This window comes from Streptomyces sp. NBC_00258, from assembly GCF_036182465.1.
GTDB lineage: Bacteria > Actinomycetota > Actinomycetes > Streptomycetales > Streptomycetaceae > Streptomyces.
In genome coordinates this window covers 505780-518751 of record NZ_CP108081.1, presented here as the reverse complement: position 1 = coordinate 518751, position 12972 = coordinate 505780, and the positions used below count along the sequence as shown (strand labels likewise).

The 12972-nt window shown below is 69.0% G+C and carries 12 protein-coding genes and 1 pseudogene; 9 read left to right on the top strand and 4 right to left on the bottom strand.

Annotated features, from left to right (window positions below; all coding sequences use genetic code 11):
• Window positions 1–3: 3 nt before the first annotated feature.
• Complete coding sequence (locus OG718_RS02285) at window positions 4–723, top strand: hypothetical protein (protein ID WP_328843018.1); 720 nt, start codon at window positions 4–6, stop codon at window positions 721–723.
• 299 nt (window positions 724–1022) lie between these two features.
• On the opposite strand, the gene OG718_RS02280 is transcribed toward OG718_RS02285, so the two are convergent.
• Window positions 1023–1220: a hypothetical protein gene (locus OG718_RS02280; protein ID WP_328843017.1), complete on the bottom strand. Its 198-nt coding sequence runs from the start codon at window positions 1218–1220 to the stop codon at window positions 1023–1025.
• 117 nt (window positions 1221–1337) lie between these two features.
• Between OG718_RS02280 and OG718_RS02275 the strand changes: the two genes are divergently transcribed.
• Window positions 1338–4049, top strand: a complete 2712-nt coding sequence (locus OG718_RS02275; protein WP_328843016.1) for a hypothetical protein — start codon at window positions 1338–1340, stop codon at window positions 4047–4049.
• 549 nt (window positions 4050–4598) lie between these two features.
• On the opposite strand, the gene OG718_RS02270 is transcribed toward OG718_RS02275, so the two are convergent.
• The gene (locus OG718_RS02270; protein WP_328843015.1) at window positions 4599–5144 is read right to left on the bottom strand and encodes a hypothetical protein; all 546 of its coding nucleotides are present in this window, start codon (window positions 5142–5144) and stop codon (window positions 4599–4601) included.
• Window positions 5145–5175: 31 nt separating this feature from the next.
• On the opposite strand from OG718_RS02270, the gene OG718_RS02265 reads away from it, so the two are divergent.
• The gene (locus OG718_RS02265; protein ID WP_328843014.1) at window positions 5176–5559 is read left to right on the top strand and encodes a hypothetical protein; all 384 of its coding nucleotides are present in this window, start codon (window positions 5176–5178) and stop codon (window positions 5557–5559) included.
• Between the two features lie 491 nt (window positions 5560–6050).
• Here the strand turns inward: OG718_RS02265 and OG718_RS02260 are convergent, their stop codons facing one another.
• Window positions 6051–6692 carry an HNH endonuclease gene (locus OG718_RS02260; RefSeq protein WP_328843013.1) on the bottom strand — a complete coding sequence of 214 codons (642 nt, stop codon included), beginning with the start codon at window positions 6690–6692 and terminating at the stop codon, window positions 6051–6053.
• A 58-nt stretch (window positions 6693–6750) separates the two neighbouring features.
• The gene (locus tag OG718_RS02255; RefSeq protein ID WP_328843012.1) at window positions 6751–7107 is read right to left on the bottom strand and encodes a hypothetical protein; all 357 of its coding nucleotides are present in this window, start codon (window positions 7105–7107) and stop codon (window positions 6751–6753) included.
• A gap of 741 nt (window positions 7108–7848) precedes the next feature.
• Here OG718_RS02255 and OG718_RS02250 point away from each other — a divergent pair.
• From OG718_RS02250 to OG718_RS02225, 6 genes and pseudogenes are all read left to right on the top strand, one after another.
• A pseudogene (locus OG718_RS02250) lies at window positions 7849–8714 on the top strand (IS5 family transposase).
• A 65-nt stretch (window positions 8715–8779) separates the two neighbouring features.
• Complete coding sequence (locus OG718_RS02245; protein WP_328843011.1) at window positions 8780–9310, top strand: SMI1/KNR4 family protein; 531 nt, start codon at window positions 8780–8782, stop codon at window positions 9308–9310.
• Window positions 9311–9550: 240 nt separating this feature from the next.
• Window positions 9551–9808 carry a hypothetical protein gene (locus OG718_RS02240; RefSeq protein WP_328843010.1) on the top strand — a complete coding sequence of 86 codons (258 nt, stop codon included), beginning with the start codon at window positions 9551–9553 and terminating at the stop codon, window positions 9806–9808.
• Window positions 9805–10176 (top strand): fic family toxin-antitoxin system, toxin component, encoded by a 372-nt coding sequence (locus OG718_RS02235; protein ID WP_328843009.1) that lies wholly within the window; start codon window positions 9805–9807, stop codon window positions 10174–10176. The genes OG718_RS02240 and OG718_RS02235 overlap by 4 nt, the downstream gene beginning before the upstream one ends.
• A gap of 513 nt (window positions 10177–10689) precedes the next feature.
• Window positions 10690–11922, top strand: a complete 1233-nt coding sequence (locus OG718_RS02230; RefSeq protein WP_328843008.1) for an aminotransferase-like domain-containing protein — start codon at window positions 10690–10692, stop codon at window positions 11920–11922.
• 40 nt (window positions 11923–11962) lie between these two features.
• Window positions 11963–12913: a D-alanine--D-alanine ligase family protein gene (locus OG718_RS02225; protein ID WP_328843007.1), complete on the top strand. Its 951-nt coding sequence runs from the start codon at window positions 11963–11965 to the stop codon at window positions 12911–12913.
• Window positions 12914–12972: the final 59 nt, after the last annotated feature.

Here is a 12972-nt window from a genome sequence, read left to right as displayed (position 1 = left end):
CGCTTGTGCTCGCGCTATCGGAAGGCCGCCGGTCCCGAGGCGGACGCCGACCTGGTCAACTACGGCGAGATCGTGGCCCGCTTCCCTCAGGTGTACCGGCCGAACCTGCTGCGCAGGTCACTGGACGAGCTCGCCCGGGAATGCGAGACGATCACGCGGTTCGTCGGCTTCAACGAGCCCTGGCACCAGGAGATCACGAAGGTCTTCGGGACCCGATACCACGACGGGAGCGGCATCAGCCTGGACGTCCTGGGCGTACGCGCCTGGTACCGGAGCGTCCTCATGAACGGCGACCCCCGTCCGCTCAAGGAGTTCGCGGACTGGGACGGTGAGCACGGCCGCCTGGCTGCCGGCGAGATCACCTCCACCTCCACGGACACCGAACTCGACATCTGGGCCGACCGCGAGGAGGAGAACGCCGCGCGGCAGGGATGGAACCTGCTGGGAGTGCGGGATACCGCCGCCACCTACCGGGAGCAACTGCGCACCCGGGAGTGGGACCGGCTGGCGGTCCTCGGCGCCGACATCGCGTGGATGGAGGAGTCCGCGGACACCGTGGACGAGGAGCTGGAGGGCACGCAGGCGGAGCGCCGGCAGCTGGTAACCGCCGCGATCCGCTGGGGCCGCTGTGACAGCGAGATCGCCATCCGCGCCAGGCTGCCCCGACGGGCGGTGCGCGAGCTCCTGACCGGCGACACGGCGACCGCGGGCCAGCAGCAGTAGAACGTGCCCGGGACTGCCGAAAACAGCCCCGGACACCGGATCATCGTCACATCCGGGGCCCCGCCGTGTGCGGGGCTCCGGCCGTGTCTGAAAGGCCGCGTGTGCAGGGTGCCGTCCTCAGGCGCCTGGGAGTTGAGCGGAATGAAGGACGTCACCACCGCGACCGGCAACGCGATCGAGCGGGGCTTGTCTAGTGCTTCTGGGCTCCGAGTGCAGGTCAGCGCGTGTACGCGGGTTTCAGGCATGTATGGCAGGTGCTTGAGCGTGGTGGGGTAGGTGATCTGGCCGTCGCGTGGAGGTCAGGTGAGGAGGGCGGCGAGGGCGCCAGTCACGGCGGTGGCGAGGGTTATGACGGTGGCGAAGGCGGTGGCGGCTCGGGTGAGGGCGGCGGGGTAGGTAGCGCCGTCCATCCGCGCGAGTTTGCCAGCGCCGACAGCCGCTAGCAGCGCGATGATGATCACGAGTGTGGTGGTGAGGAGGGCAATGGCGACGGTCACGGCAGGCTCCCGGTACTTGATGAGGTGTCGTGGTCGAAGTTCGCGAAGAAAGTGTTCGCCAGGGTTCGCCGGAGGAAGATGAACACTGGCGAACACCGCTGCACGGGGGGCGATCGGATGCAGGACGAGCAAAACGGCCACAGTGACAATCCGGCACTCACCCAACTGCGCGTGAAGCTGTGCGATGGGTTGGCCCGCAGCCAGACGATGGACAGGAAAGACCTTGCCACCCGGTCAGGGCTGGGGCGCACGACCGTGTGGGCGGCGTTGCAGGCCGGCGAACCGGTGCCCTCGGCGAAGACGGTGGTAGCTCTGGCCCGCGCGTTGAAGCTGCCAGTCGCCGAGTTGCTGGCGCTGCAGCGGGATGCGGCCGAGGGCGGACAGCGGCTGGCACTGGGCCGTCCGATCGCGGAGTGGGACCCGCACGCCCTGGAAGTCCATCCGGCCGGGCCCGGCACCCTCATTCCCGGCAGCAGAACATCAGAGGCGGATGTGCTGCCGGGGTATGTGGAGCGCGCGCACGATCTGGTGCTGGCCGAAGCGGTCCGGGATGCTGCGGCCAGCCGAAGCCGGATGTTGGTCCTGGTGGGCACCTCCTCGACGGGCAAGACCCGGGCGTGCTGGGAGGCGGTGCAACTGCTCACGGATGACGGTTGGCGGTTGTGGCATCCCTTCGACCCCACCCGCGCCGATGCCGCTCTCGATGACCTGCACCGTGTCGGCCCGCGGACCGTGGTGTGGCTGAACGAAGCCCAGCACTACCTCGGCGACCGGAAGGCCGGTGAGCGGATCGCTGCTGCACTCCAGACGCTGCTCACCGTCCCCGAGCGTGGGCCCGTGCTGGTGCTGGGCACCCTCTGGCCCAAGCATGCCGACCGGTTCACTGCCCTGCCCTTGTCAAGGAAAGGGGACCGGTACAGCCGGGTGCGGGAGCTCCTGACGGGCCGCACGCTAACCGTCCCGGACACGTTCGACGCCCAGGCACTGGCTACCGCAGCAGCCAAAGCACAAGCCGGTGACCGGCTTCTGGCCGACGCACTCACCCGCGCTGCTACCCACGGACGGGTGGCCCAGGACCTGGCCGGCGCACCTGAACTCCTCAAGCGCTACGAACGAGCGACCCCCGCGGCCCGAGCGCTGTTGGAAGCGGCGATGGACGCGCGCCGTCTCGGGGTCGGCCTCCACCTGCCCCAGGCATTCCTCACCGACGCCGCCTCCGACTACCTCAACGACATCGACTACGACCGGCTCACCGACGACTGGGCGGAACAGGCCTTCGCCGACCTCGCCCAACTCGTCCACGGCAAACAAGCCCCCTTACGCCGCACCACGTCCCGGCCCCCACGACGCACCCCCACTCCCGCCACCACAGCTGACGCTCCCGGACCGCTGCCTGCGGGGCCGGTGCTCCGGCTCGCCGATTACCTCGAACAACACGGCCGCACCGCCCGCAATGCGCTGTGTCCGCCCGCTTCCTTCTGGCACGCCGCTCACACCCACCTCACCCACCATGACGACCTGGCCAACCTCGCCCAAGCAGCCGAAGGACGCCACCGCCTGCAATGGGCCTACCACCTCCGCCAACGCGCCGCAGACCACGGCAGTATCGACGCTCTGTACCGTTTGGCCCTGCTGCGCGAGACGACCGGAGATCAGGCGGGCGCCGAAGCCCTCGCCCTGCAGGCCGCCGACCACGGCAGCACCAGCGCCCTGAACCTCCTGGCCGAAAGGCGTGAGGAGGCCGGAGATCGGGCGGGCGCCGAAGCCCTCGCCTTGCAAGCCGCCGACCAGGACGAAGCCCTGTACCGCCTGGCCGAGACGCGGGAGAGGGTCGGGGACCCGGCGGGCGCCGAAGCCCTCATTCGGCAGGCCGCAGACCACGGCAACATGGAAGCCCTGTACCGCCTGGCCATGCTGCGTGAGAAGGCCGGAGATCGGGCGGGCGCCGAAGCCCTCGCCCTGCAGGTCGCCGATCACGGCAGCATCTACGCCCTGCGCGACCTGGCCATGCTGCGCGAGAGGGCCGGAGATCGGGCGGGCGCCGAAGCCCTGGCCCTGCTGGCCGCCGACCACGGCGGCTTCGAAGCCCCGTTCCTCCTGGCCGAGATGTGGGAGATGGCCGGAGACCCGACAAGCGCCGAAGCCCTCTATCGGCAGGCCGCAGACCACGGCAACGGCTACGCTCTCGCCCGCCTGGCCATGCTGCGCGAGAAGGCCGGGGATCAGGCGGGCGCCGAAGCTCTCGCCCTGCAGGCCGCCGACCGGGGCGAAGTCCTGTACCGCCTGGTCGGGATGCGGGAGGAGGCCGGAGATCGGGCGGGCGCCGAAGCCCTCGCCCTGCAGGCCGCCGACCAGGACGAAGCCCTGTACCGCCTGGCCCTGCTGCGGGAGTTGGCCGGGGACCGGGCGGGTGCCGAAGCCCTCTACCGGCAGGCCGCAGACCACGGCATGACCGCCGCTCTAATCGGCCTGGCCATGCTGCGCGAGAAGGCCGGAGATCGGGCGGGCGCCGAAGCCCTCGCCCTGCAGGCCGCCGACCACGGCAAGACCGCCGCTCTAGTCCGCCTGGCCAGGCTGCGCGAGAGGGCCGGAGATCGGGCGGGCGCCGAAGCCCTCGCCCTGCAGGCCGCCAAACACGGCAACACCGACGCTCTCGTCCGCCTGGCCGGGCTGCGGGAGTTGGCCGGGGACCAGGCGGGTGCCGAAGCCTTCTATCGGCAGGCCGCAGACCACGGCAACATCTGGATCATCACCCAGAAGACCTTCGAAGGACTGTGGCCCTACGGTCTGGACCCGGACGGTACGCCGACATCCGCTTGGCAGCCATAGGTGTCCGCCGTGGCCACGGCCCCGCTCGGCCGCCGCCCACCGTCAGGCACGTTCCGTCACCAATATGCCTGAACACCCCTCGGATAGCCGTCAGGCACGTTGCTGAGCTCCTACATGGCTCACATGCCTAATGTTTGGCGAGCACCCGATATAACAACTGCTGTTCACAGAGCACTCTCGTACGGGCGTGCTCGGCCAGGCACACACCACGATCGCCGACCAGGCCACAACACCCCTGCGGGGCTGGCTAATCTGGGTCGGTGGTGACTGTGAACGGCCGCAGCCACGTGTGAGAGGACATCGATGAGCGACCACGTGACTGTGCCCGACACCAAGGCGGATCCCAGCACTTTGGTGCTGGAGTTCCGGCACACCCACCGGCTCGTCGACCCTTCCGAAGAAGGCGTCCAGACCTGGCGGGTCGACATCGTCACCGGCGACACCACCGTCGGCAGCCTGCGGGCCACGCGGGGCCTGTACTGGAAGGCGGACAACCTGCGCGAGCGGATGGCCGACGAGCAGTCCTTCCTCGCCCTGGTAGCGGAGCAACTACTCGATGAGGACGGCAAGTTCCGCCCGGAGTTCGAGGACTTCGTCGACATGGCCTCCAGCGTCCTGGTCGTCGACGACCTGGACGTCGCCGCGCCCTGGAACGACCCCTGGATCATCGCCGGTCTGGCCGCCAGCGTCATCGACCGGCTGACCGACAACCAGTTCGCCGTGGTCTTTCCCCACGCCGCCTCCCACAGCACCGGCGCCGCCGTCCTCGCGGAAGCCGCCACCCTGCTCAGTGCCGAACCGTTCTCCGATGACCTGCTGATCATCGACACCGCGCTCGCCGCCCCCGAGGAAGCCGCCCACCGAATCCGGGAACGCCTGCGGGACCGCGCCCGCCGGAGCGGGCGGGACCTGCTGAGCGAGGACTGGGGCGAGGAAGACGAAGACGGCGAGGTGCTGACCGCGCGCACACGGACCGTGCTGCGCCTCGCACTTGCGGATCTGTCGGACCAGGCCTGGCAGGAGGTCGTCGCGCTGGGCGACACACCGCTGCCCCGGAACGCCGGCGGTCTGTATCGGCTCCCTGCCGCCGGTCACCCTGCGCCAGAACAGCGGCTGGCGGCGGCAGATGGCCCGGGCCTTCGACGACCTCGCCGCGGACCTCCCCTCCGAGGCGGACGTCGAACCACGCAGCACCGGAGAGGAGATGGCCCTGCACCTGGGCATCGCCCGGGCCGCGGAGCTGACGCGCAACCGGCCGCGCTTCGTACGCGAGGCGGTGGAGGACTTGCCCGAGGACGCCCGCGATTTCGACTGGAGCGCCGCCTCCGACCTCCTTTTCCAGGACCACGACGTCCTGATGCTGTTCGACGACTCCCTCGACGGCATCGAGGACGGCGGCAGCGTCGTCAACCAGGCAATGGGCATGGTCAACCTTGCGCCGCTCGACTGGTTCACTCCCTTCGACCCCGAGCAGGCCCGCGCCGACGAACGCGGATTCCGGCACCCATAACGGTGGTCCTCCGCCTGTTGCCCGGTGCGGCGTCCGGCGGAGGCGGAGCCGTGCGGGGCCGATGGGAGAGGACAGCTACGGCGGACGGGACGGAAGGCGACCTGGTTGACGTGCTCGGATTTGAGCGCGTCGGCTTCGGCGAACCGAGGGATTCGGCAGGATTCAGGCAAAGGGACAGTCCTGGCCGGCTGTCTCCAGGAAGGCGCTGAGAACCTCTACTGGCAAGCCGCCGACCACGGTGATGACCCTGATGACTCTTGGGTCATCCACTTCATTCTTTTCCGAGCGATGGCCCGACGGCTTCGACCCAGACGGAACTCTCACCCCACCATGGCAGTGAGAGCAGGCACTAGAGATCAATCTCAGCGCCAAGCACGGTTTGATTGATCCCCGAGACCGTAGGGGCCGCTGCCCGAAGTGCGGGGCCGGGCCCTGCGCCGCGCGCAGGAGGCCCGGCGCCGCCGGAGCTGAGCCCGCGCCTTGGCGGCGCCCTACGCGGCCGCGGCCTTCATGCACTGGCGGCTGTGGCCGACGCAGGTGTCCACGACTGCCTGGTCGAGGGCCACGTGGTGGTGCTGGGTGCCGGAGGCGCAGTCGACGACGACTTGGGGGTCGCCGAGGTCCAGGCCCAGGCGGAAGCCGCTCTGTACCCAGGACAAGGGAACGACGAGGGCCATGAGGTCGGTGGCACGGGTGTGCTCGCGGCGGCCGTTCTCGTCCTTGTGGACGCAGCGGTTGGGGCGTCCACTCAGCTCGTCGCGGATGAAGTCGATCACTCGGGCCAGGACGTCCGGACGGCACAGGGCGGCATCGCGCAGGGCACGGACCTTGTGCTCGTCGAGTTCGGGGTAGTTGCCGTCGAACAGCGTGTGGTGGTTCGGGCAGAGGGGCACCACGTTGCCGAGGTGGTGGAACAGGCCGTGACGGTGCTGCTCGGCGATGTGCGCGAACCGGTCGGGCAGCCCTTCGAGCTTGCTCTCCGCGGCCAGGCGGATCGTCGGCCAGTTGCGAATGTGCGCCATCTCCGGGCGAGGCCGGGTCGTACCGCACGCCAGACACGCCCCGCCGAAGATCTTCCTGACGGCCCGGAGCAGAACGTCGGGATTGTTTGGCCGGTCACCGTTTCTCGCCATACGAACACCGTACGACGCCGGACTGACAACCCATCGGTAGTAATACGGCCCCGGACTCCTATCCCCGGATCTGGGTGAGAAGTGCTAGCCCTCGACGGACCCGTCGCCGACCGTATACCAGCAAGGAGGCGAGAATCGCGCACGCGCCGATTGCGTAGACCCTCGTCTCTTCTGGCAAGCCCGTCTGGCTGACCGTCACTGCGGACCCGGCGGTGAGCACTGCGAAGGCAGCGATCCGGAGAGCCTCCCAGTCGCGCACTGGCTTCAAACCCTTCAGCTCCTCCTTGTCGAGGAGCGCCCCGAGGCGGCCCTGTACATACCGGTCAGCAATCTTCATCAGGAGGCGTGCGAGCTCCGGGATCGCTGCGGTGCCCTCGACGTCGATCCGTGCCTCGGCCTGGCGCAGGGCTGCCACGACGAGGCCAGCATGGCGCTTCAGCTGCCGACGGCGATGGGAGCGAGAGGGTAATCGCCGCGAGGTGCGGTGCATGCGGCTCACGGTGCGGGAGGCGACTCGGATCGCGTCTGCCAGGGCCCGGGCAGAGGAGGCCCGGCGCGCACTGCCGCAATAGGTGTCGGTGCAGCGGGATACAGCCAGCTTAATTTCCATGACAGGGAGCATTTGCCGCGGGGCGTTTTCGTTGCGCCTCGTCCGGGTTGAGGGTGGGGAGCCGGAGCGGCGGATCAGGATCACCACCGCAACGGCAAGCACCAAGGTTCCCGCATTGATGAGGGAAGTTGTCGAACAAAGGTCGGTGGGGAGACCCCAGATCTCCCCAGGCCGCCGCAGCTGCCAATCGCGCTCGGCTGAAGAGCCGGGTGGCTTGAGGAACACCCCTGGGACATAAAAACCGAGCAGGATACACACAATGAAGGCGGGTGTTTGGCTGTCCCTGACGTGCTCCTGGAACCAGACGGCTCTTCGTAGGGCCGCCCGGACGCGCAGTGTCGCCTGCGGTAACCCGAGCCTTCGGAGATCAGTCTCCAACGCGTCGGCTGCCGCGTTCGCTCTCGCGTGGCGGGCGGCTGCCTTCCGCCTGCTCAAAGCCCTCCAGGACATGTCAAGGAACCTTGCCAGGATGGTTCACGGCTGACCAGAAGGCGTGACTCCGGCAAGCGCCCTCACCGTCAGTCTTACAACGGCTAACACAAAGAGGTGGATCGGCCCCGATGGTCGTGTCTGGAGCGGGAGTTGAGCGTTCGGCTGGATGTGGGGACATCGCCGTGGATCGTGTCGGATGAGCTGTGGGACCGTCTGGAGCCGTTGCTGCCGCAGCGTGCGCGCAGGTTCCGGTATCCCGGCCGCAAGGCATTGCCGGACCGGGAGGTGCTGTGCGGGATCTTGTACGTGCTGCACACCGGAATCCAGTGGGAGTACCTGCCCCAGGAGTTGGGCTTCGGCTCGGGCATGACATGCTGGCGCCGGTTGCGGGACTGGAACGAGGCAGGGGTCTGGCAGCGGCTGCACGAGGTCCTGCTGGCCGAGTTGAACGCGGCCTCGCGCCTGGACTGGTCCCGCTGCGTGGTCGACTCCTCCCACGTCCGGGCGCTAAAAGGGGGCACCACACGGGCCCGTCGCCGGTCGACCGGGGTCGGCCCGGCTCGAAACACCATCTGATCACCGACGGCCACGGCACGCCGCTCGCGGTCCTGCTGACAGGTGGCAACCGCAACGACGTCACCCAACTGCTTCCCCTGCTCGACGCGATCCCGCCGGTCCGCGGCCGGGTTGGCCGTCCCCGCCGCAAACCTGACTCGCTCTTCGCCGACCGGGGCTACGACCACGACATCTGCCGCGACCAGGTCCGCGCCCGCGGCATCGTGCCGGCCATCGCCAGACGCGGCACCCGGCACGGCACCGGACTGGGCACCTACCGCTGGGTGGTGGAGCGGAGTTTCGCGTGGCTGCACGGCTTCCGCCGCCTGCGCATCCGCTGGGAACGCAGAGCCGACATCCACGAAGCATTCCTCAAACTCGCCTGCTGTCTCATCACCCACCGACAACTCAAGTCCCTGTGTTAATCCCGGGAAGCAACAGCTGGTGACCGTCGCCTTGACGTCCGAGGCGCGTGCCATGATCCGGCTTCATGAGTAGACCATCACTGTCACCTGCCTGGCTGGCCGCGTGGATCAGCAGGGTCTCAGGCCCTCTGCAGACCATGACAGCCGAGTTCGAGCGCCGGCACGGGTATCCCCCGGGCACCAATCAGGTCCGGTCGGCCGACCCCGACGATCAGACGGCGGCCCGCGCTCTGGCCGAACTGGATCTCGCCTCCGCCGACCTGGTCACCCTCTACGACAGCATCGGCGACATCGCCTGGGCGGACGTCGGCAACGGCTACTTCGTCCACCCGGTACCTGACGTCCTTCTGCGGCTCAAGGAGTACGGCGCTGTTGGCGATGGCACGGGTGAGGAGGCTCGTGGCCTGGTCATCGGCTCGAACGGTGGCGGACTGTGTTACGTCACCAGCCCCAGCGGTGTGGTCTACCGGACGCGAACAGCATCACTGGACGAACCCGAACTCGACAGAGTGGCTGATGATCTGCGGCAGTTTCTGGAGCTGCTGGAGCAATTCCTGACACGATTCGTGGCCAACGGCGAGCCGGGATACCTATAGGTACGGTTCCCGGCTCGTCTTTGTGTTAGCCGTTGTTAGAAGGCATCCGCTTTCATGCGTCATCCTATGATTCCTGCTGGTCCGGCCTGATGTTCGAATTGCTGGCTGGGATGCGGCGCCGCCGGATACTGCCGGTCAGACGGGTTCCAAGGAGATCGACGAGAGAGAGCCCGTCGGCGTAGAGGAGTTGGATTCTGACCTGCAGCACCCGCGTGGTACCACCCTGCTACCATACCCAGTGTGACTACCGGGAAGAAGCAGACGCAGGTCCGGCTTGAAGAGGATGTGCTCGCGGCCGGCAAGGCTGCCGCGGCCGCCCGCCGGCTGGACTTCAACAAGTACGTGGAGCGCCTCATCATCGAGGACACCACCGGTGCCCGCGCCGCCGGTATGGCCGCGGCCCAGCGGCTCATCGACGACCACGGCATGTTCCTCGACGATCTGGAGCAGCAGCTCGACGCTCCGTACGCCGAGCCGCAGCCGGGCGCCGCCGCGTGATTCTGCACGTCGACGAATCCTGGATCCTCGAAGTGGCGGAACGGGCCGGCCACCGCGACCCGGCCGCCGACGACTACGGCGTCCCCATCGCCGCCGTCGCCCGCCACCGCGGCGAACTCCTCGACACACCCGTCTATGACGGCGCCTACTCCCGCGCCGCCGCTCTGGTGCACACCCTGGGCCGATGCCGCTGGCTGGAGCGCTCCAACCTCACCGTTGCCTGTGCCGCCGCGGTCATGTATCTCGAGGCCAGCAACATCCCCGTCAACCCCACCCGCGAACAGCTCACCGCACTCGCCCACGAGCTGAACAATCCGCGCTGCACCGCCGCCAGGATCGCCTCCTACTTGCGCACCTGGAAGCCCTGAGCCCCGAACGGCGAACCCCGCCGTGCAGCAGGTGCTGAGCGGCATCGCGGCGCTTCCGGCGCGGTCGGAGTCAAACTGCTTAACCGTCCGCCAAACAACGGCGGATCGTCCGGTGGCTCCGGCGGCAATCAGCAAGGCTCCAGCCCACAGGGATGACGACGGCCGGCCCACGTCGCACGAGCGTGCGGCAACTATGCGGTGACCCGCGGAAGTCCCGCACCGTTCGAACGCCTCGGTGGGCCCCGGATGGTCGAGGGCGTCGGGAGTCCGTGAGGAACTCAGCGCGGCGTTCTGCACGAGTGCGTCGGTTGCGCCGGCGCAGGCCGCGTCCAGTGCACGTACGGAAGGGTTCTGTCTGGCGTCTCGTTTGCGCGCTGTTGCCAGGGGCGTGGCCAGTAGTGTCGGTGACCCCAGTGGTGACGGACAGGGAGCGGACGGATGCAGGCGGATGAACCATCCCGGGGGGCACGGGTCGATCCCTGGCTTGGCCACTACGCAGCGCGGGCTGAGGGGATGGTCGCGAGCGAGGTGCGGGCGCTGTTCGCGGTGGCCTCGCGGCCGGAGATCGTGTCCTTGGCGGGCGGGATGCCAAACGTCTCCGCGCTGCCCATGGATGCCGTCGCGGCAATGATGGCCGACCTGGTGACGGAGCGGGGACCGGTTGCGCTGCAGTACGGATCAGCGCAGGGGGATCCGAGCCTGCGGGAGACGATCTGCACAGTGATGGCCGCCGAGGGCATCGACGCCCATCCCGACGACGTGGTGGTCACCGTCGGGTCGCAGCAGGCGCTCGACCTGGTCGCGCGGGTGTTCCTCGACCCGGGCGACACGGTGGTCACCGAGGGACCGACCTACGTCACCGCGCTGGGCACGTTCGCCGCTTACCAGGCCCGCGCCGTCCACGTGGACATGGACGAGCGGGGCGTGCTCCCCGAGGCGCTGGCGGAGACGTTCGTACGGCTGGAGCGTGCCGGGCGGCCGGCGAAGCTGTTCTACACCGTGCCGACCTTCCAGAACCCGACAGGGGTCACCCTCGCGGCGGAGCGGCGGTTACGCGTTCTGGAGGTGTGCGGCCGGGCCGGTGTGCTGGTGCTGGAGGACAACCCCTACGGCTTGCTGCACCTGGAGGGCGAGCCGATGCGGGCCCTGCGCGCCGATGCCCCCGCGGACGTCGTCTACCTGGGGTCGTTCTCCAAGACCCTGGCTCCGGGGCTGCGGGTGGGCTGGGCCCTGGCCCCCTCCGCTGTGCGGGACAAGCTGGTGCTGGCCGCCGAGAGCGCGATGCTGAGTCACTCCGCCTTCGCCCAGCTTGCCGTGGACCGGTACCTGCGCACCCAGCCGTGGCCAGAACAGCTGAAGGCCTTCCGGGAGATGTACCGGGAACGGCGCGATGCGATGCTCGGCGCCCTCGAGGAACACATGCCGGCGGGGGTGTCGTGGACGCGGCCGTACGGCGGCTTTTTCGTCTGGCTGACGCTGCCCGAGGGTCTGGACTCGAAGGCCATGCTGCCCCGGGCGGTCCAGGCCCGGGTCGCCTACGTGCCCGGCACCGGCTTCTATGCCGACGGCGCCGGGCAGCAGGCCATGCGCCTGTCGTACTGCTACCCGCCGCCGGAGCGCATCGTCGAGGGCGTGCGGACCCTGGCCGAGGTGATCGGCACCGAGGCTGAGTTGTGGGAGACCTTCGGCACCACGGCACACCCGCAGAGTCCAGGGCCGCAGACGCCCGGCCCGGATCAGTCCTAGACGCCCCTGACTGCCAGAGAAACGGATGAGCATGAGCGATATGAGCAGCGTTGTCGTCATCGCTGGGGGGCTGTCGCCGGAACGCGAGGTGTCTCTGCGCTCCGGTTCGAGGGTGGCCGACGCCCTGCGCCGGGCCGGGGTGGAGGTGGAGCTCCGCGACGTGGACAAGGACCTGCTGCCTTGGCTGATGCAGGACCCGCCGAGTGTGGTGCTGCCTGTCCTGCATGGCATCGCGGGGGAGGACGGGGCCATAAAGGAGGTCCTGGAGCTGGCCGGGGTGCCCTACGTCGGCGCCCGGCCGCACGCGTGCCGTACGGCGTTCGACAAGACCACCGCCAAGGCCGTCTTCGACGGGGCGGGGCTGCGGACCCCGGAGTCGGTGACGCTGCCCAAGGAGGTGTTCCACGACCTGGGCGCGGCGGCGCTGATGGCCCGGGTCGTCGACCGGCTCGGCCCTGAGCTGTTCGTCAAGCCCCGGGCCGGCGGTTCGGCGTTCGGGGTGAGCCGGGTGGAGTCCCTGGCAGATCTCCCGCAGGCCCTCATGGCGTGCTTCGCCTACCACGACGAGGCGCTGATCGAGCGGCGCGTAACAGGGACCGAGATCGCCGTGGGGGTGGCCGATTTCGGCGACGGACCGCGGGCGCTGCCAGCGGTCGAGATCGTCGCAAACGGGCTGTACGACTACACGGCCCGCTACACCCCGGGCAAGGTCGAGTTTCACTGTCCGGCGCGTCTTTCGGACCAGGTGGCGCAGGAGGCTGCCCGGGTGGCGGTCGATGCCCACAAGGCGCTGGGGCTGCTGGACTTGTCGCGTACGGACGCCATCGTCACCGAGGCCGGGGAAGTCTTCGTGCTGGAGACGAACGTTGCCCCGGGAATGACGGAGACCAGCACCTACCCGATGGCGCTGGCGCAGGCGGGCTTCGACTTTGGTGTCTTCTGCCGCGATCTCGCGGCTCAGGCGGCACACCGATACGGCCGCTCGGCCTGACCACACACGACGGCCGCCGCACCCCCGAGGAGAGGGGGCGGCGGCCGTCGTGTTCGCGC

Excerpts from the sequence above, each read along its gene's own strand:
- OG718_RS02265 (WP_328843014.1), top strand. The coding sequence starts at position 5,176 with ATGGCCCGGGCCTTCGACGACCTCGCCGCGGACCTCCCCTCCGAGGCG.
- OG718_RS02275 (WP_328843016.1), top strand. The coding sequence starts at position 1,338 with ATGCAGGACGAGCAAAACGGCCACAGTGACAATCCGGCACTCACCCAA.
- OG718_RS02260 (WP_328843013.1), bottom strand. The coding sequence starts at position 6,692 with ATGGCGAGAAACGGTGACCGGCCAAACAATCCCGACGTTCTGCTCCGG.
- OG718_RS02225 (WP_328843007.1), top strand. The coding sequence starts at position 11,963 with ATGAGCAGCGTTGTCGTCATCGCTGGGGGGCTGTCGCCGGAACGCGAG.
- OG718_RS02230 (WP_328843008.1), top strand. The coding sequence starts at position 10,690 with ATGGTCGCGAGCGAGGTGCGGGCGCTGTTCGCGGTGGCCTCGCGGCCG.
- OG718_RS02245 (WP_328843011.1), top strand. The coding sequence starts at position 8,780 with ATGAGTAGACCATCACTGTCACCTGCCTGGCTGGCCGCGTGGATCAGC.